This is a genomic window from Pseudomonas sp. GV085, from assembly GCF_003050925.1.
Taxonomy (GTDB): Bacteria; Pseudomonadota; Gammaproteobacteria; order Pseudomonadales; family Pseudomonadaceae; genus Aquipseudomonas.
Genome location: NZ_QAOV01000001.1, coordinates 221,787 through 238,084, shown reverse-complemented (window position 1 = coordinate 238,084; position 16,298 = coordinate 221,787). Strand labels below are relative to the sequence as shown.

The 16,298-nt window shown below is 57.7% G+C and carries 18 protein-coding genes; 12 read left to right on the top strand and 6 right to left on the bottom strand.

Going from position 1 to position 16,298, the window contains the following annotated elements:
* Positions 1 to 85: 85 nt before the first annotated feature.
* The 7 genes from C8K63_RS01130 to C8K63_RS01100 all read left to right on the top strand — a co-directional run bounded on the left by C8K63_RS01130 (position 86) and on the right by C8K63_RS01100 (position 4,773).
* Positions 86 to 655 (top strand): electron transport complex protein RnfA, encoded by a 570-nt coding sequence (locus C8K63_RS01130; protein WP_108215011.1) that lies wholly within the window; start codon positions 86 to 88, stop codon positions 653 to 655.
* The gene (gene rsxB, locus C8K63_RS01125; RefSeq protein ID WP_108215010.1) at positions 652 to 1,665 is read left to right on the top strand and encodes an electron transport complex subunit RsxB; all 1,014 of its coding nucleotides are present in this window, start codon (positions 652 to 654) and stop codon (positions 1,663 to 1,665) included. Before C8K63_RS01130 ends, rsxB begins: the two co-directional genes overlap by 4 nt.
* Positions 1,652 to 2,638 (top strand): RnfABCDGE type electron transport complex subunit D, encoded by a 987-nt coding sequence (locus C8K63_RS01120; RefSeq protein WP_108215009.1) that lies wholly within the window; start codon positions 1,652 to 1,654, stop codon positions 2,636 to 2,638. Before rsxB ends, C8K63_RS01120 begins: the two co-directional genes overlap by 14 nt.
* A complete protein-coding gene (locus tag C8K63_RS01115; RefSeq protein WP_108215008.1) occupies positions 2,635 to 3,246 on the top strand; it encodes an RnfABCDGE type electron transport complex subunit G in 612 nt (203 codons plus the stop codon). The genes C8K63_RS01120 and C8K63_RS01115 overlap by 4 nt, the downstream gene beginning before the upstream one ends.
* Positions 3,239 to 3,823 carry an Rnf-Nqr domain containing protein gene (locus C8K63_RS01110; protein ID WP_108215007.1) on the top strand — a complete coding sequence of 195 codons (585 nt, stop codon included), beginning with the start codon at positions 3,239 to 3,241 and terminating at the stop codon, positions 3,821 to 3,823. Before C8K63_RS01115 ends, C8K63_RS01110 begins: the two co-directional genes overlap by 8 nt.
* Before the next feature lie 25 nt (positions 3,824 to 3,848).
* Positions 3,849 to 4,487 carry an endonuclease III gene (gene nth / locus C8K63_RS01105; protein WP_108215006.1) on the top strand — a complete coding sequence of 213 codons (639 nt, stop codon included), beginning with the start codon at positions 3,849 to 3,851 and terminating at the stop codon, positions 4,485 to 4,487.
* A gap of 106 nt (positions 4,488 to 4,593) precedes the next feature.
* Complete coding sequence (locus C8K63_RS01100) at positions 4,594 to 4,773, top strand: PA3496 family putative envelope integrity protein (protein WP_007972325.1); 180 nt, start codon at positions 4,594 to 4,596, stop codon at positions 4,771 to 4,773.
* 79 nt (positions 4,774 to 4,852) lie between these two features.
* Here C8K63_RS01100 and C8K63_RS01095 read toward each other — a convergent pair whose 3' ends face one another.
* Positions 4,853 to 5,479 carry a response regulator transcription factor gene (locus tag C8K63_RS01095; protein WP_008053528.1) on the bottom strand — a complete coding sequence of 209 codons (627 nt, stop codon included), beginning with the start codon at positions 5,477 to 5,479 and terminating at the stop codon, positions 4,853 to 4,855.
* A 480-nt stretch (positions 5,480 to 5,959) separates the two neighbouring features.
* Between C8K63_RS01095 and C8K63_RS01090 the strand changes: the two genes are divergently transcribed.
* The gene (locus C8K63_RS01090) at positions 5,960 to 6,670 is read left to right on the top strand and encodes a hypothetical protein (RefSeq protein WP_108215005.1); all 711 of its coding nucleotides are present in this window, start codon (positions 5,960 to 5,962) and stop codon (positions 6,668 to 6,670) included.
* Between the two features lie 149 nt (positions 6,671 to 6,819).
* On the opposite strand, the gene C8K63_RS01085 is transcribed toward C8K63_RS01090, so the two are convergent.
* Complete coding sequence (locus tag C8K63_RS01085; RefSeq protein ID WP_108215004.1) at positions 6,820 to 8,037, bottom strand: argininosuccinate synthase; 1,218 nt, start codon at positions 8,035 to 8,037, stop codon at positions 6,820 to 6,822.
* A gap of 129 nt (positions 8,038 to 8,166) precedes the next feature.
* Positions 8,167 to 9,072, bottom strand: a complete 906-nt coding sequence (locus C8K63_RS01080; protein ID WP_108215003.1) for an OmpA family protein — start codon at positions 9,070 to 9,072, stop codon at positions 8,167 to 8,169.
* Positions 9,073 to 9,231: 159 nt separating this feature from the next.
* Between C8K63_RS01080 and pyrC the strand changes: the two genes are divergently transcribed.
* Both pyrC and rnt read left to right on the top strand, forming a co-directional pair.
* On the top strand, positions 9,232 to 10,278 hold the full coding sequence (pyrC, locus tag C8K63_RS01075; RefSeq protein ID WP_108215002.1) for a dihydroorotase: 1,047 nt from the start codon (positions 9,232 to 9,234) through the stop codon (positions 10,276 to 10,278).
* The gene (gene rnt / locus C8K63_RS01070) at positions 10,275 to 10,952 is read left to right on the top strand and encodes a ribonuclease T (protein ID WP_046043606.1); all 678 of its coding nucleotides are present in this window, start codon (positions 10,275 to 10,277) and stop codon (positions 10,950 to 10,952) included. The genes pyrC and rnt overlap by 4 nt, the downstream gene beginning before the upstream one ends.
* Before the next feature lie 194 nt (positions 10,953 to 11,146).
* Here rnt and C8K63_RS01065 read toward each other — a convergent pair whose 3' ends face one another.
* A complete protein-coding gene (locus C8K63_RS01065) occupies positions 11,147 to 11,749 on the bottom strand; it encodes a peroxiredoxin (protein WP_007971324.1) in 603 nt (200 codons plus the stop codon).
* A 311-nt stretch (positions 11,750 to 12,060) separates the two neighbouring features.
* Here C8K63_RS01065 and C8K63_RS01060 point away from each other — a divergent pair, with 311 nt between their 5' ends.
* Together C8K63_RS01060 and bfr are read left to right on the top strand one after the other, a co-directional pair.
* The gene (locus tag C8K63_RS01060) at positions 12,061 to 12,279 is read left to right on the top strand and encodes a bacterioferritin-associated ferredoxin (RefSeq protein WP_008053520.1); all 219 of its coding nucleotides are present in this window, start codon (positions 12,061 to 12,063) and stop codon (positions 12,277 to 12,279) included.
* A 198-nt stretch (positions 12,280 to 12,477) separates the two neighbouring features.
* Positions 12,478 to 12,951 (top strand): bacterioferritin, encoded by a 474-nt coding sequence (gene bfr, locus C8K63_RS01055; RefSeq protein WP_108215001.1) that lies wholly within the window; start codon positions 12,478 to 12,480, stop codon positions 12,949 to 12,951.
* Between the two features lie 236 nt (positions 12,952 to 13,187).
* Here bfr and grxD read toward each other — a convergent pair whose 3' ends face one another.
* Positions 13,188 to 13,526 carry a Grx4 family monothiol glutaredoxin gene (grxD, locus tag C8K63_RS01050; RefSeq protein WP_108215000.1) on the bottom strand — a complete coding sequence of 113 codons (339 nt, stop codon included), beginning with the start codon at positions 13,524 to 13,526 and terminating at the stop codon, positions 13,188 to 13,190.
* Between the two features lie 97 nt (positions 13,527 to 13,623).
* Positions 13,624 to 15,732: a molybdopterin oxidoreductase family protein gene (locus C8K63_RS01045; RefSeq protein WP_108214999.1), complete on the bottom strand. Its 2,109-nt coding sequence runs from the start codon at positions 15,730 to 15,732 to the stop codon at positions 13,624 to 13,626.
* Positions 15,733 to 16,298: the final 566 nt, after the last annotated feature.

The window sequence follows — 16,298 nt, the reverse complement described above, 5'->3', positions numbered from 1 at the left end:
TGCCCACAGGTTGAACGTGGCGCTCTTGAGTCCATCGCGAGCAAGCTCGCTCCTACAAAAACTACCGTTCCTGCCGGCATCAACAATGACCGAGATCCTGCTTACGCTTATCAGCGCCGCCCTGATCAACAACCTCGTGTTGCACTGGCCGCTGGGCGTCGATCCGCTGCTGGGCAGCCAGCGCCGTCAGGTCCATGCCTTGGGCATTGCGACGACGTGCCTGATGCTGGTCGTGGGCATGCTCGGCTACGCGCTCTATCACTGGCTGCTGGTGCCGCTGCAATTGACGCCGCTGCGTCTGTTTGTGTTTCTGCCATTGAGCGTGCTGCTGATCAGCCCGTTGTTGAAGTTGCTGGCCCGGGTGTTTTCGACATTGCCGTTCGAGGACCTCTGGCCGTTGCTGCTGGGCAATGCTGGCGTGCTCGGCGTGGCCTTGCTCAACGTTCAGCAAGACAAGGGCTTCTTTCACGCCACAGCCTTGAGCCTTGGTGCAGGGCTGGGCTTCTGGCTGGTGTTGAGCCTGTTCACTGATTTGCGTGAACATACGGCCGACAACGATGTTCCCCTGCCCTTTCGCGGCCTGCCGATCGACCTGATTGGTGCCGGCCTGATCGCTGTGGCTTTTCTCGGATTCAGCGGACTGATCAAAACATGAGTCTGATTCAACGCATCGACGCACTCTTGCCGCAAACCCAATGCGGCAAATGCGGCCACCCCGGGTGCAAGCCGTACGCCGAAGGCATCGCCAGCGGTGAGCCGATCAACAAGTGTCCACCCGGTGGCAAGGAAACCATCGCGGCCCTGGCCGAGTTGCTGAAGGTGCCGGTGCTGGAACTGGACATCACTCGCGGCTCGGCACCTGCGCAGATCGCCTATATCCGCGAAGCCGAGTGTATTGGTTGCACCAAGTGCATTCAGGCCTGTCCGGTCGATGCCATCGTCGGCGCGGCCAAACTGATGCACACGGTGATCATCGATGAGTGCACCGGTTGCGATCTCTGCGTAGCACCATGCCCGGTGGACTGCATCGAAATGCGCCCGCTGCCACTGGACACTGTATTGCCGGTTGTCGGGGGGCTGGCCCTCACACCGCAAGCGCGGCAGGCCCGCACCCTCAAGCGCGATCACGCACGGCGCCGCTTCGAACAACGCAATGCCCGCTTGCAGCGCGAAGAACAACAGAAAATCGCCGAACGCCAGGCCCGGCAACGCGCCGCGCAACCCGCCGAGGCGTCTGTCGACCCGGTTCAGTCCGCCCTCGAGCGTGTTCGCGCACAGAAAGCCGCCAATGCCGATGCCGCGCTGAAAAAGGCGAAAATCGAGGTGGCGATGAGTCGGGCGCAACTGCACAAATCGCTGAAGGCCTTCGGACATCCGCCAACCTTCGAACAGCAATCGCAGCTGATTGTCCTGCAACATCAGTATGAAGCCGCCGAGCAAAACCTGGCGCAACTGGAAAGCGTCGCACCACCTGCCCCCGCGCCAACGATCACCGCTGTGTCGTCAAATGATGCCGATCTGAAACGGGCCAAGATCCAGTTGGCCATGCGCCGCGCCGAACTGAAAAAGGCTCAGGCCAACGAAGCACCGGCAGAACAAATCGAAGCCCTGGAGCGCGCACTCGGCGAAGCCGAACGCCTGGTGGACGCCCATGCCAGCCCTTGAAGCGGTTGATGATCGCCTGCAACAGGCGATGAAACTGGTGCTGCTGGCCACGCTGCCGGGAATGCTGGCGGCGTTCTGGCTATACGGCTGGGGCGTGTTGATCAACCTGGTTCTGGCGGCCGCTGCTGCGCTGGCCGTCGAGGCCGCCGTTGTGCAATGGCGCAAGCGGCCGCTGCGACCAACCCTGAGTGACGGTAGCGCGCTGGTCAGTGCCACCTTGCTGGCTCTGGCGCTACCACCTTACTGCCCATGGTGGCTGCCCCTCAGTGCTGCCGCTTTTGCCATGGTGTTTGGCAAGCACTTGTATGGCGGTGTCGGCTCGAATCCCTTCAACCCGGCGATGCTCGGCTTTGCTTTGGTGCTGGTGACCTTTCCCCAATCAATGACCCATTGGCCCTCGTCCCATGGCATGGATCTGCTGAGTGGCTTGCAGCAAGTGTTCGGTGTCGGCCAGGCGCCGGATGCATGGGTGCAGGCTACGGCACTGGACAGTCTGCGGATCAATAAAAGCCTGACCATGGATGAACTGTTTGCCGGCAACCCGGCATTCGGCCACTTTGGCGGTCGGGGAGTGGAATGGATGAGCCTGGCGTTTCTGGCAGGTGGATTGTTTCTCCTGCAACGGCGGGTGATCAGTTGGCACGCCCCGGTCGGCATGCTGGCCAGCCTGTTCATCATCAGCTTGCTGTGCTGGAACGGGTCGGGCTCCGACTCCCATGGTTCACCGCTGTTTCATCTGCTTAGCGGCGCGACCATGCTGGGGGCGTTCTTCATCATCACCGAACCGGTATCCGGCGCCAGAAGCCCTGGCGCGCGACTGCTGTTCGGCGCTGGCGTCGGACTGCTGACTTATCTGATTCGTACCTGGGGCGGCTATCCGGACGGCATCGCCTTTGCTGTGTTGTTGATGAACCTGTGCGTGCCAGCGCTGGAACGGTTCGTAGTGGCCAGGCAACTGCCGGAGGCGCCATGAGCCGGTCATCAAGCATCACGCTTCTAGTGCTTCTGGCCGCGACGGGCATTGGCGTGACGTACTTCCTGCAGCTCAGCAGTGCGCCGCGCATTGCTGCCGAACAGCGAACGATCGACAGCCGAAACCTGCTGGACCTGATCGCGTCAGGCAGCTACGACAATCAACCACTCGAACACCCCATCAGGGTCGAATCAACCGCCCTGGCCAATAGCACCTTGCTGGGTGGTTATCTGGCGACCCGGGCCGATCAACCCGTCGCGGTACTGCTGCGCAGTCAAACTCTTGGCTACGCCGGTGCCATCGACCTGATGATTGCTGTCAATGCCAATGGCAGGTTGCTGGGCGTCAAAACCCTCAAACAGTCGGAAACCCCAGGACTGGGTGCGCGGATCGCCGACTGGCCCAATGCCTGGCTTCAGGTTTTTTCCGGCAGGTCTCGAACAGAACCGGGCGACAGTGGCTGGGCATTGAAAAAGGATCAGGGACAGTTCGATCAGATCGCAGGTGCGACTATCACCTCAAGGGCGGTGATCAATGCCATCCACGATGCGTTGCGCTACTTCGATGAACACCGGCAACAACTGCTCGGAAACCCTGCCAATGGATAACTCATCAACCCTGCGCAACGCCTTGATGCTGACGCCGCTGATCGGCGCTACCGAGTCGCTGATGGCCGCACTTGGCCTGTGCCTGATGTTCATGGTGGTGACCCAGTTGTTCAGCCTGGCCATGGGCGCCCTGCGATCCCGACTGGTCCCCGCGACCCGCTTGCTCGCCAGCATCCTGTTGGCGGCCACGCTCACCAGTTGTGCGGAACTCATGGCACAGGCCTGGTCGCTGCAATGGCAGCAGCATTTGGGGTTTTATGGCGCTTTGATCGCCTTGCAATGCGTCGTACTGGAACACACGGGATTCTTTCAAAACAGCTGGCACACACGCCTGCGACTCAATGGACAGTTTGTCGTGCTGATGATCGCACTGGGCCTGCTGCGTGAACTCATTGGCGACGCAACCGTGGGAAACCATCTATCGTGGCTGATCGGCGCAACACAAGCTGACTGGCAAGGCTGGGTACTGATGGCCGATGGCGGTCTGCACCTGGCCACATTGGTCCCTGGCGGGTTCATTCTGCTCGGACTGCTGATCGCCGCCTGGCAGGCCTGGCGACCCAGGCCCACACATTGATCGTCTTCGAGGAAACGCACTGCCCATGAATGCCGCAAAACGTCTGGAAATTTTCCGCAGGCTGCACGAGGACAACCCGGAACCAAAGACCGAACTGGCCTATTCCTCACCGTTCGAATTGCTGATTGCCGTGATTCTCTCGGCGCAGTCGACCGATGTCGGCGTCAACAAGGCCACAGCCAAGCTATTCCCGGTCGCCAATACCCCGGCAGCGATCCATGCCCTGGGTGTCGAAGGACTGTCGGAGTACATCAAGACCATCGGTCTGTACAACAGCAAAGCAAAAAACGTGATCGAAACCTGCCGTCTGCTGATCGAGCGCCACGCCGGTGAAGTGCCACAAACCCGCGAAGAGCTGGAAGCACTGCCCGGCGTCGGCCGCAAGACCGCCAATGTGGTACTCAATACGGCATTCCGTCAGTTGACCATGGCCGTCGACACGCACATTTTCAGGGTCAGCAACCGGACTGGCATTGCGCCTGGCAAGAATGTGATTGAAGTCGAGAAAAAACTGATGAAATTCGTGCCCCGGGAGTACCTGCTCGACTCCCATCACTGGCTGATCCTTCACGGCCGCTATGTTTGCCTGGCCCGCAAGCCCCGATGCGGGAGCTGCCGGATCGAGGACTTGTGCGAATACAAGCACAAAACCTCCGACGATTGAGGCGCTATTAGGTTTTTTGATTTGCCGATTGAAAAAATCTTTTTTACCCGCCGGGAGATTGTCGCTATAAGGAGCGCCAAAGGCCTTCTTAGCCTGGAGCAACTAAATGAGTACTGGCAAAGAGCAATTGGACGTAGAAGACGATTTCACCACCGCCGAAACCGATGACGCTGAGCCGGTGGTTGAAGTAGCGAAAACTAATCTGAGCAAACGCCGCACCATCGACAACCTGCTGGAGGAGCGCCGACTGCAAAAGCAATTGGCCGATTACGATTTTGACTTATGACACCTGAAAGCCTCCCGAAACGGAGGCTTTTTTTAAGTGCCATACTCTGGTAGACGCCCCTTGTCGCACAGTTACGTCATCACACCAGACCATTGCGTTGTGCCAACTCGATCAAATCGACCAGAGACCTCGCATTCAGTTTGAGCAACAGACGGGTCTTGTAAGTACTGACTGTTTTATTGCTGAGAAACATTCCATCGGCAATCTCTTTATTGGTCTTTCCTCGGGCCAACTGTTGCAGGACCATCATTTCCCGCCCTGACAATCGATCAACCATATCGGCCTCACTGGCATTCCCCAAACTGCAACGCACGGTATGCAAGGCTTGATTAGGAAAGTAACTGTAGCCTGACAAAACGGCCTTTATCGCACTGAGCAACTCCGTCAGGTCTTGTTGTTTGCAGACATAACCGGCCGCCCCGGATTGCATGCAACGCATCGAAAAATGCCCCGGCGCCTGGGAAGTCAGAATCAGAACTTTCATCGGCATTGAGGTCGAAGACAAACGCGCGATGACTTCCAATCCGTCCAGTTTCGGAATCCCGATATCCAGAATGACAATATCCGGCATAAGTTCGCGGGCCAGTTGCAGTGCATCCACACCATTATCGGTTTCTGCAATAACTTCGTAGCCATGACGTTCCATTAGCATACGTACCGCAAGACGAATGACGGGGTGATCATCCACGATCAGCACTTTATTCATGGGCAAGTCCAATTTTCGCTGTTCGAATTTTTAGAGCCCGCACAATAGCCTAGTCGTTTCACCCATGGCATGTCGCCCCTTCCGGCCACCCACACCAAGAGACATCCCCTACAAACAACACGGATTTCTCCTACAAAAATCCCTCGAACGGAATGAGTTGAAAACTGTGTCAGCGTCAGTGTGTCGCACTTTCCAGCAGCTGCCGCTATCGATTTACGACCAAAATTTTCCGAGATCCGGCCTGAACAGTCGCGCCCTGACAAACATAAGCCTCTACTCCTTCGTTAAAACGTAACTGATATTTTCGCACTCAACATTCACACCAGAAATATCACACACCAAGCATCCAATTACTCTTACAGCAAATAATATTTTTTGAGCAATCATTAAAGCACCACCAACACTTAAAAAACCGAAGAAAACACAACAACTACTACATCAAACCACTCCCATAAACCATTCGAGAAAAGACAATAGAGCATGAATATAGAACATGATAAAAAACGAATTAACAACCCGATGACAATTATCGCGATATTCGCAGCGCTCTCTGAGACTTCGGCAGCCGTTTCTCTACCCTTCCTTGACCAAGAGGAAAGAGAACTCTATGTCTGGTTTCTGATCAGCTTTCCGTTTTATTTACTTTTGCTTTTTTTCGCGACACTCAACTTCAACTACAGATCACTGTATGCGCCTTCCGACTTTGAAAAGGGCAAACACTTCATGAAAGTCATGGATGATGCCGGGCGGCCGGAAAAAAAGGCGGCCGGGAAGTCCTCTGGGAGTTCCGCTCTGGAAACGTCAACGGATGACCGGCAGTCAGCTCGGACGCCCTGCGGCGCACAGGGCCCGCCAACGGGGATTGGCCTGCAATCCACCGTATTTGTTCAGCATCAACTTCAGTTACCGGAGTTTATAAAAGACCTGTACATCGTGGATGCACGCTGGATGAGCAAGGAGGTCGAGTTTGGAGCGCTGCTGGAAAAAATCCAGAGGCCGCGGGAAAAGACGGCGTACGTGATTCTGTTTGTCACGTGTGCCGTTTCGGAGGCTTTACTGAAAGCCAGTGCGCTTAAATATTCAAAGCAGACCAGGAAGCGCAGTGCCGCCTTTTATGTGGCCTACAATCTGGACTCGCACAGGTTGTCGGTCATTGATCAAGCCGGACAACCAGCAGACAACAACACGTAGAACAGGACAGACCACTGGAAGGAGAAAAACAGGAAATCGTCAGCGCAAACGCAAACACACGACAACGTAGTAACTGGCGTCACACCCCGTTTTCAGATGCCTGATCTCGTCCTGGACGAGATCAGGCATCCATCACGATCTCAAAGGTCTCAGAACAGCTTCCGGCCTTTGTTCGCTGCAATGCGCATGCGCAAGGCGTTGAGCTTGATGAAGCCCGCTGCATCCGCCTGGTTGTACGCGCCACCATCTTCTTCGAAGGTCGCGATGTTGGCGTCGAACAACGATTCGTCAGACTTGCGACCCGTAACGATCACATTGCCCTTGTACAGCTTCAGGCGAACAACACCGTTCACGTGGGCCTGGGACGCATCGATCATTTGTTGCAGCATCAGACGCTCAGGGCTCCACCAGTAACCGGTGTAGATCAGGCTGGCATATTTCGGCATCAGCTCGTCCTTGAGGTGAGCTACTTCGCGGTCCAGGGTGATCGATTCGATCGCACGGTGAGCGCGCAGCATGATGGTGCCGCCAGGGGTTTCGTAGCAGCCACGGGACTTCATGCCCACATAACGGTTCTCGACGATGTCGAGACGACCGATACCGTGTTCACCACCGATACGGTTCAGGGTCGCCAGCACGGTGGCCGGAGTCATTTCGACGCCGTCCAGCGCGACGATGTCGCCGTTGCGGTAGGTCAGTTCCAGGTATTGAGGTTTGTCTGGAGCGTTCTCCGGGGAGACGGTCCATTTCCACATGTCTTCTTCGTGCTCGGTCCAGGTGTCTTCCAGCACGCCGCCTTCATAGGAGATGTGCAGCAGGTTGGCATCCATGGAATACGGGGACTTCTTCTTGCCGTGGCGCTCGATCGGGATCGCGTGCTTATCGGCGTAGTCCATCAGCTTTTCACGGGACAGCAGGTCCCACTCGCGCCAAGGGGCGATCACTTTCACACCTGGCTTCAAGGCGTACGCACCGAGCTCGAAACGAACTTGGTCGTTACCCTTGCCGGTGGCGCCATGGGAAATGGCGTCTGCACCGGTTTCGTTGGCGATTTCGATCAGGCGCTTGGCGATCAGCGGACGAGCGATGGAAGTACCCAGCAGGTACTCGCCTTCGTAAACGGTGTTGGCGCGGAACATCGGGAAAACGAAGTCGCGCACGAACTCTTCGCGCAAGTCGTCGATGTAGATCTCTTTGACGCCCATGGCCTGAGCCTTGGCGCGTGCAGGTTCGACCTCTTCGCCCTGACCCAGGTCAGCGGTGAAGGTCACCACTTCACAGTTATAAGTATCCTGCAGCCACTTGAGGATCACCGAAGTGTCCAGGCCGCCGGAATACGCCAGAACGACCTTGTTTACGTCCGCCATGCCATCACTCCACGGGATTCTACGGAAAGCCGGGAAGTCTACCGCTCATGCAGAATAATTTACAGTGGCGCGACAGCTTATGACGACGAAGCGACAGATTATGTCGAGGGAGCGACGATGACCAAATAGTCAGGAAGTTGCCGAAACGGCCGCTTTCGGCGCTTGCGGGGCGACTTGTTCCGCGGGTGCTCCGCGCTCCAGGCGCACCGCCACTCGACGGTTCTTCGCACGGTTGGTATTGCTGGTGTTAGGCGCCAGCGGATAACGCTCGCCATGGAAACGCACGGTGATTTGCGACTCCAGGATGCCGTTGGCCTTGAAGAACTCCATCACTGCCAGGGCCCGGCGCCGCGACAGATCGCGGTTGGTCAGGCGGTTGCCGCTGTTGTCGGAGTGACCGTCGAGCTCGATGTGATTGACCATCGGATCGGCCTTCATGTACTCCAGCATCACCTGCAGCCTGGCCTTCGCAGCGCTGTCGAGTTCGATTCCGCCGCCAGGGAAGCCGATGTCGGATTGCTTCACCTGCTCGAAGTTCTGCGGCAACAATTTGGCCACGCAGCTTTGATAATCGGTAAACGCCTTGGTGAACCTGACCGGCAGCAAGCGCACTTCCGACACCCGGCCATCCCCCCCGGAATGGCGAACCACCGGACTGCGACCGTCCATCAGTCCGCTGATCAGGCGCCCGGCCTGAACCTGAGAACTGCTGAACAACACGTTACCGCTACCGATTCTCACCGTACCCAGGTTGATATCATCACGCCCCGGTTGCCAGGGTGCCGCAGCGGCCAGCAAAGTCGCTGAACCGCCGCCGATCATCGGATTGTAGGTTTTCAGACGAAAAGTCGCCTGCTCGCCGGCACGACGCACGAACTCGCCCGAACCGAAGTCGGTAATCGGCTGAGCCAGGCGGCATTCGAACTTGTCACCTTCGACCGACCACTCAATGCTCTCCAGACGAGTCTGGAAAGTGAGCGCCATCGCGGGAAGGCTGGCAAACACACTGAGCAAGGCTAAATAACGCTGGCGCACGGGAGGCTCCACTGGCTTCTACAACAAAAAGACCGACACACACATGTTTACGGCATACCTGTTGGATATCGGAAGCTTCCAGCAAAACTTGATAGCGAGTGCCTGCAAGTGTCTTTTCCGGTAGCATTCCCCTCAGTTTGACCCGCCTGGAATCCCCTCATGTCCGACCGCCTGACCCTGCTGCGTCCCGACGACTGGCACATTCATCTTCGCGATGGTGCCGTGTTGACCAATACCGTCGCGGATGTCGCGCGCACCTTTGGCCGCGCCATCATCATGCCCAACCTGGTTCCACCGGTGCGCAACGCGGCCGAAGCCGATGGCTATCGCCAGCGGATTCTCGCTGCCCGCCCGGCCGGCAGCCCGTTCGAGCCGCTGATGGTCCTGTACCTGACCGACCGCACCCAGCCTGAAGAAATTCGCGAGGCCAAGGCCAGTGGATTCGTGCACGCCGCCAAGCTGTACCCGGCAGGCGCGACCACCAACTCGGACTCTGGCGTCACCAGCATCGACAAGATCTTCCCTGCACTCGAGGCCATGGCCGAAGTCGGGATGCCCTTGTTGGTTCATGGCGAAGTCACCCGTGGCGATGTCGACGTTTTCGATCGCGAAAAAATCTTCATCGATGAGCACATGCGTCGTGTGGTCGAGCGTTTCCCGACCCTCAAAGTGGTCTTCGAACACATCACCACCGCCGACGCCGTGCAGTTCGTCAACTCGGCTTCGGCCAACGTTGGCGCAACCATCACCGCGCATCACCTGCTGTACAACCGCAATCACATGCTGGTGGGCGGGATTCGGCCGCACTTCTATTGCCTGCCGATCCTCAAGCGCAATACCCACCAGGAAGCCCTGCTCGACGCCGCCACCAGCGGCAGCGAGAAGTTCTTCCTCGGCACTGACTCGGCGCCCCACGCCCAGCACGCCAAGGAAGCGGCCTGCGGCTGCGCCGGTTGCTACACCGCCTATGCGGCCATCGAGATGTACGCCGAAGCCTTCGAACAGCGCAATGCGCTGGACAAGCTCGAGGCCTTCGCCAGCCTCTACGGCCCTCGGTTCTATGGTCTGCCGGCCAACACCGATCACATCACCCTGGTCCGCGAAGAATGGACCGCCCCGACCAGCCTGCCATTTGGCGAGCTGACCGTTATCCCGCTGCGCGCCGGTGAAAAACTGCGCTGGCGCCTGCTGGAGGAACACGCGTGAGTGAAGACCATTTCGACGACGAACTGGAAGGCAACGGCGGCGGAGGTGGCCCTCGTCATCCAATGGCGGCCAGGTTCCGTGGTTACCTGCCGGTTGTCGTCGACGTAGAAACCGGTGGCTTCAATTCGGCCACCGATGCCCTTCTGGAGATCGCCGCGACCACCATCGCCATGGATGAAAAGGGTTTTGTTTACCCGGATCACACCTACTTCTTCCGTGTCGAGCCGTTCGAAGGCGCGAACATCGAAGCGGCGGCCCTGGAGTTCACCGGGATCAAGCTCGATCACCCGCTGCGCATGGCGGTGAGTGAAGAGTCGGCCCTGAACGATATTTTCCGCGGCGTGCGCAAGGCGCTAAAGGCCAACGGCTGCAAACGGGCGATTTTGGTTGGGCACAACAGCAGCTTCGACCTGGGCTTCCTGAATGCTGCGGTTGCGCGGCTGGACATGAAGCGCAACCCGTTCCATCCGTTCTCCAGTTTCGATACCGCAACGCTCGCTGGCCTGGCCTACGGTCAAACCGTGCTGGCCAAGGCTTGTCAGGCAGCGGACATCGATTTCGATGGCCGCGAGGCTCACTCGGCCCGTTACGACACCGAGAAGACCGCTGAGCTGTTCTGCGGCATCGTCAATCGCTGGAAACAAATGGGCGGTTGGGAAGACTTCGACGATTGATTGTTCTTTGTAGGAGCGAGCTCGCTCGCGATGGACTTGAGAACGCCGCGGGGTGTCAGACTCCCAGCGTTATCGTTCACGTCCATCGCGAGCAAGCTCGCTCCTACACAGTCCCGGCGTTATCCCGCCCATAAAAAAACCGGCCTCGAAGGCCGGTTTTTTTGTACCTGCTTTTTATAGCTGGAGCCTGCGCCTTACAGAGCGGCAGCGTGCTCGGTCAGGTAAGCCGCAACGCCTTCTGGCGAAGCGTTCATGCCTTTGTCGCCTTTTTTCCAGTTGGCAGGGCAGACTTCGCCGTGCTCTTCGTGAAATTGCAGAGCGTCGACCAGACGCAGCAGCTCTTCCATGTTACGGCCCAGCGGCAGGTCGTTGATGATCTGCGAACGGACAACGCCTTTGTCGTCGATCAGGAACGCGCCACGGAAAGCCACGCCGTCAGCGGACTGAACGTCATAGGCTTTCATGATTTCCTGCTTGATGTCGGCAGCCATGGTGTAGCGAACTTCGCCGATACCGCCATTGTTGACCGGGGTGTTGCGCCATGCGTTGTGGGTGAAGTGCGAGTCGATCGACACAGCGACCACTTCAACGTTACGCGCCTTGAACTCGGACATGCGGTTGTCCAGAGCGATCAGCTCGGACGGGCATACGAAGGTGAAGTCCAGTGGGTAGAAGAACACCAGGCCGTATTTGCCTTTGATCGCCGAAGACAGGGTGAAGCTGTCAACGATCTCGCCATTGCCGAGTACGGCCGGTACGGTGAAGTCAGGGGCTTGTTTGCCTACGAGTACGCTCATTGGATATCTCCTGGTGTAATAGCGTGAGAAACAGGGTTCGAATCAGCCTGCCACCCTGAGGCGACAGCCCTGTGACACGATCCCCGGTCGCAAAAGACCGGTCATCATACACCGCGTGTTTGAGCTGGCTTAGCTGTTTTTTCCCGGTACGATGAAATCCTCATCGGTTTTGTATCACCGATTTGCCAGACAGACCGTTCGTCAGCCATCCCCGTTTATGACGGAAAGTGCACTGAAACCACTTTGACAATCATTCTCGTTAACATTAAGATCCATCGCAATTGAGTCACAATCAGCGACGGTCCTTCCTTATGTATGTTTGCCTCTGCACTGGCGTCACCGACGGTCAAATCCGCGATGCGATCTATGAAGGATGCTGCAGCTACAAGGAAGTCCGAGTGGCCACCGGCGTTGCCAGTCAATGCGGCAAATGTGCCTGCCTCGCCAAGGAAGTGGTCCGCGAGACCCTGACCAAACTGCAAACGGCCCAGGCTGCAATTCCTTTTCCTGCGGAATTTACTGCGGCTTAATTATCGAATTTCAAAGAACCGGACATATGTCCGGTTTTTTTATGCCTCAAAATCAACTAGTTATGCTCTAGACGCGGAACACAAACATTCTTATTCCGATTAATTTTCATTTAAGTTTCAATAACTTAGGTTTGACACCCTTAAATACGCGGCTCAAACTCTGCCCTATTGACAGCTAATAAAGGGCAGGACCCCACCATGAAAGGCGACGTTACAGTCATCCAGCATCTCAACAAGATCCTCGCCAATGAGCTGGTCGCGATCAATCAATACTTCCTGCATGCGCGCATGTATGAAGATTGGGGCCTGAACAAGCTCGGCAAGCACGAGTACCACGAATCCATCGACGAGATGAAGCACGCGGACAAGCTGATCAAGCGAATCCTGTTCCTTGAAGGCCTGCCGAACGTCCAGGACCTGGGCAAGCTGCACATCGGTGAGCACACCAAGGAAATGCTGGAGTGCGACCTGCGTATCGAACGCATCGGTCACGCGGATCTCAAGGTGGCTATCGCTCATTGCGAAACAGTCGGCGACTTCGGTAGCCGTGAGCTGCTTGAAGATATCCTCGAGTCCGAAGAAGAACATATCGACTGGTTGGAAACCCAGTTGGGCCTGATCGATAAAATCGGGCTCGAGAACTATCTGCAATCGCAGATGGGCGAAGAGTAGGAGCTGCCGCAGGCTGCGATCCTGGGGGATTGCAGCGGCAACTTTGCAGTAACTATCCAGACACAATAAAAAGCCCCGCCCTCTTTCGAGTGGCGGGGCTTTTTACTGCCTCCTGTAGGAGCGAGCTTGCTCGCGATGGTCGTTAACGATTACGCGGCAAGCCTGACAACCCGCGGCGTTTTTTAGTCCATCGTCGGAACGCCGCCCGGAGCAAGCTCGCTCCTACATACAGCGAATCAGGCTTCGGTCTTTGGAGCAGCGGCTTCGACGGCAGCCTTGATGGTGGCTTGCAGCGAACCGTCAGCCGCCATTTCAGTCATGATGTCGCTGCCGCCGACCAGCTCACCACCGACCCACAGTTGCGGGAAGGTTGGCCAGTTGGCGTATTTTGGCAGGTTGGCGCGGATTTCCGGGTTCTGCAGGATGTCCACGTACGCAAACTTTTCGCCACACGCCATCACGGCCTGCGCGGCTTTCGCGGAGAAGCCGCACTGCGGGGCATTCGGCGAGCCTTTCATGTAAAGCAGAATGGTGTTGTTGGCAATCTGCTCTTTAATCGTTTCGATGATATCCATGGAGCACCTCGGCTGAACTTTCCGACTCATGGGTCGGCACGGTGGCGCATTGTAACGGAAAGCCGAGCGCCCTGCTCGGTCTCTCCGTCAGTATGATTCAAGCCGCCGCCACAGTCACTGGCACGCCATTGAACGCGGCATTTCCCGAGAGTTCGTCAATCTGGCGTTCGTCGGTCAGGTCGTTGGCGCTTGAACCCGGCTGACTGCTGGCAATCGACATTTGCACGCCGGGCCGCGCGTGACCCCAGCCGTGAGGCAGGCTGACCACGCCCTTCATCATGTCCAGACTGCCAAGCACTTCGACTTCGATCTCCCCCACCCGCGAGCTGACCCGCACACGCTGTCCGTCGCTGAGACCACGACTGGCCAGGTCCTCCGGATGCATCAGTAACTGATGACGCGGCTTGCCCTTCACCAACCGATGATAATTATGCATCCATGAGTTGTTGCTGCGCACATGCCGGCGGCCAATCATCAACAACTCGTCGGCGGGCGGTGCCTTCAAGGCTGCAAAGCGCGCCAGGTCAGCGAGAATCGCGGCCGGTGCGGCCTGGATGCGTTGATTGGCAGTCTTCAGGCGTGGCGTCAGGTTAGGCTTGAGCGCGCCCAGATCGACGCCATGGGGATGATCGAACAAGGTCGCCAGCGACAGCTTGTGCTCTGAATTGTCGCCGTACATCCCCATGCGCAAGCCGCGATCGATCATTTGCGCCGGGGCGATGGTGGGCTTCAACTCTTTGCCGGTCCTGGCGGCAAATGCCTTGGCCAACCCGACGAAGATCTCCCAGTCGTGCAATGCACCTTCGGGCTTGGCGAGGATGGCGCGATTGAAACGACTGACGTTGCGCACCGCAAACAAGTTGAATGTGGTGTCGTAATGATCGTTTTCCAGCGCCGATGTGGACGGCAGGATCAAGTCGGCGTAACGCGTGGTTTCATTGATGTACAGGTCGATACTGACCATGAATTCCAGCCCGTCCAGCGCCTGCTCGAGCTTTCGGCCATTAGGCGTGGACAGCACCGGATTGCCCGCCACCGTGATCAGCGCCCGCGCCTGCCCTTCCCCCTCGGTGAGCATCTCCTCGGCCAGCGCCGACACTGGCAGTTCTCCGGCGTATTCCGGGCGCCCGGAAACCCGGCTCTGCCACAGATTGAAATGCCCGCCCGAGGTCGACGCCACCAGGTCCACCGCCGGCTCGGTGCACAAGGCACCACCCACGCGATCGAGATTGCCGGTGACCAGATTGATCAACTGCACCACCCAGTGGCACAGCGTACCGAAGGCCTGGGTCGAAACGCCCATGCGGCCATAGCAGACTGCACTCGGTGCCGCGGCGAAGTCCCGCGCCAATTGGCGGATCTGTTCGGCCGGTACGGCGCACAACGGGCTCATGGCTTCGGCAGTGAACCGCGCGACGGCCTCCCGCACGTCCTCCAGGCCGTCCACCGGCAGATGGCTGTCGCGGGTCAGACCTTCTACGAACAAGGTGTTGAGCAGCCCGAACAACAGCGCGGCATCACTGCCCGGGCGCACGAACAGATGCTGATCGGCAATCGCCGCCGTTTCACTACGACGAGGGTCGACCACCACCACTTTGCCACCCCGGGCCTGTATCGCCTTCAAGCGTTTTTCCACATCCGGCACGGTCATGATGCTGCCGTTCGAAGCCAGTGGGTTGCCGCCCAGGATCAGCATGAAATCGGTGTGATCGATGTCCGGAATAGGCAGCAACAACCCGTGGCCGTACATCAAATGACTGGTCAGGTGATGGGGCAATTGATCGACCGAGGTGGCGGAAAACCGGTTGCGGGTTTTCAGCAGGCCGAGGAAGTAGTTGCTGTGGGTCATCAGCCCGTAATTGTGCACGCTCGGGTTGCCCTGATAGACCGCCACTGCGCTTTGCCCGTGACGCTCCTGAATGGCGGCGAGGCGTTCGGCGACCAGATTGAATGCCGCTTCCCACTCGATGGGCTGCCACTCATTGCCCACCCGCTGCATCGGCTGATGCAGTCGATCCGGATCGTTCTGAATGTCTTGCAACGCCACGGCCTTGGGGCAGATGTGCCCACGACTGAACGTGTCATGGGGGTCGCCCTTGATCGAAGTGATCTGGACGTTTGCGCCATCGACCTCGGTGGTTTCGATGGTCAGGCCACAGATGGCTTCACACAAATGGCAAGCACGGTGATGGAGAGTCTTGGTCATGGCCAGTCTCTGTCTTGTTATGGGCGGGCAACGTTGGCCACGGAAACAAAACTATGGCGCCAGACCCGCCGCCACGCCAGCGACGTTCGTCTTGTGAATCGAGGGTTATCAGGCCAGCCGATGGCCGTCGGGCATCAGTTCGGAGGCAGCCTGAGCGGCGCCTGCAAGTGGATTTCCTGAAGGGTTTCAATCGGCCTGTGAGGGCCATGTACGCCGGTCAGCTCGCCGATCAGGCTACCGTGTTCGTCGAGCCCGGCGCTGATGAATGACAGGTCAGAAACCGACTGTCAGCGTACCGTTGCCGCCCCGTTTGATTGCCAAGCCCCGAGAGGCCGGTGTACAAATGAGCCGCTGCTATAAGGAATCAGGCTTCAAAGCGCTACTTCGGTGAACCCGTAGCACCTCTGAAACTCCCTAAAAACTGTAGCCCTATTGGTAAGACGCGACATTTAATTATAAGATCGCGCCTTCCCCTATTTCGTCGCCCCGTGCGGCTTACGCCGCAGGTCTCGCCCGTTGTTCCGTTAAACAAGGCTTTGAGCATCTGCGGTTTGTAGCAAAAAGGT

What these genes read in the sequence shown, in the direction of transcription:
- C8K63_RS01130 (WP_108215011.1), top strand. Translation starts at nt 86, where the DNA reads ATGACCGAGATCCTGCTTACGCTTATCAGCGCCGCCCTGATCAACAAC.
- rsxB (WP_108215010.1), top strand. Translation starts at nt 652, where the DNA reads ATGAGTCTGATTCAACGCATCGACGCACTCTTGCCGCAAACCCAATGC.
- C8K63_RS01120 (WP_108215009.1), top strand. Translation starts at nt 1,652, where the DNA reads ATGCCAGCCCTTGAAGCGGTTGATGATCGCCTGCAACAGGCGATGAAA.
- C8K63_RS01115 (WP_108215008.1), top strand. Translation starts at nt 2,635, where the DNA reads ATGAGCCGGTCATCAAGCATCACGCTTCTAGTGCTTCTGGCCGCGACG.
- C8K63_RS01110 (WP_108215007.1), top strand. Translation starts at nt 3,239, where the DNA reads ATGGATAACTCATCAACCCTGCGCAACGCCTTGATGCTGACGCCGCTG.
- nth (WP_108215006.1), top strand. Translation starts at nt 3,849, where the DNA reads ATGAATGCCGCAAAACGTCTGGAAATTTTCCGCAGGCTGCACGAGGAC.
- C8K63_RS01100 (WP_007972325.1), top strand. Translation starts at nt 4,594, where the DNA reads ATGAGTACTGGCAAAGAGCAATTGGACGTAGAAGACGATTTCACCACC.
- C8K63_RS01095 (WP_008053528.1), bottom strand. Translation starts at nt 5,479, where the DNA reads ATGAATAAAGTGCTGATCGTGGATGATCACCCCGTCATTCGTCTTGCG.
- C8K63_RS01090 (WP_108215005.1), top strand. Translation starts at nt 5,960, where the DNA reads ATGAATATAGAACATGATAAAAAACGAATTAACAACCCGATGACAATT.
- C8K63_RS01085 (WP_108215004.1), bottom strand. Translation starts at nt 8,037, where the DNA reads ATGGCGGACGTAAACAAGGTCGTTCTGGCGTATTCCGGCGGCCTGGAC.
- pyrC (WP_108215002.1), top strand. Translation starts at nt 9,232, where the DNA reads ATGTCCGACCGCCTGACCCTGCTGCGTCCCGACGACTGGCACATTCAT.
- C8K63_RS01065 (WP_007971324.1), bottom strand. Translation starts at nt 11,749, where the DNA reads ATGAGCGTACTCGTAGGCAAACAAGCCCCTGACTTCACCGTACCGGCC.
- C8K63_RS01060 (WP_008053520.1), top strand. Translation starts at nt 12,061, where the DNA reads ATGTATGTTTGCCTCTGCACTGGCGTCACCGACGGTCAAATCCGCGAT.
- bfr (WP_108215001.1), top strand. Translation starts at nt 12,478, where the DNA reads ATGAAAGGCGACGTTACAGTCATCCAGCATCTCAACAAGATCCTCGCC.
- grxD (WP_108215000.1), bottom strand. Translation starts at nt 13,526, where the DNA reads ATGGATATCATCGAAACGATTAAAGAGCAGATTGCCAACAACACCATT.
- C8K63_RS01045 (WP_108214999.1), bottom strand. Translation starts at nt 15,732, where the DNA reads ATGACCAAGACTCTCCATCACCGTGCTTGCCATTTGTGTGAAGCCATC.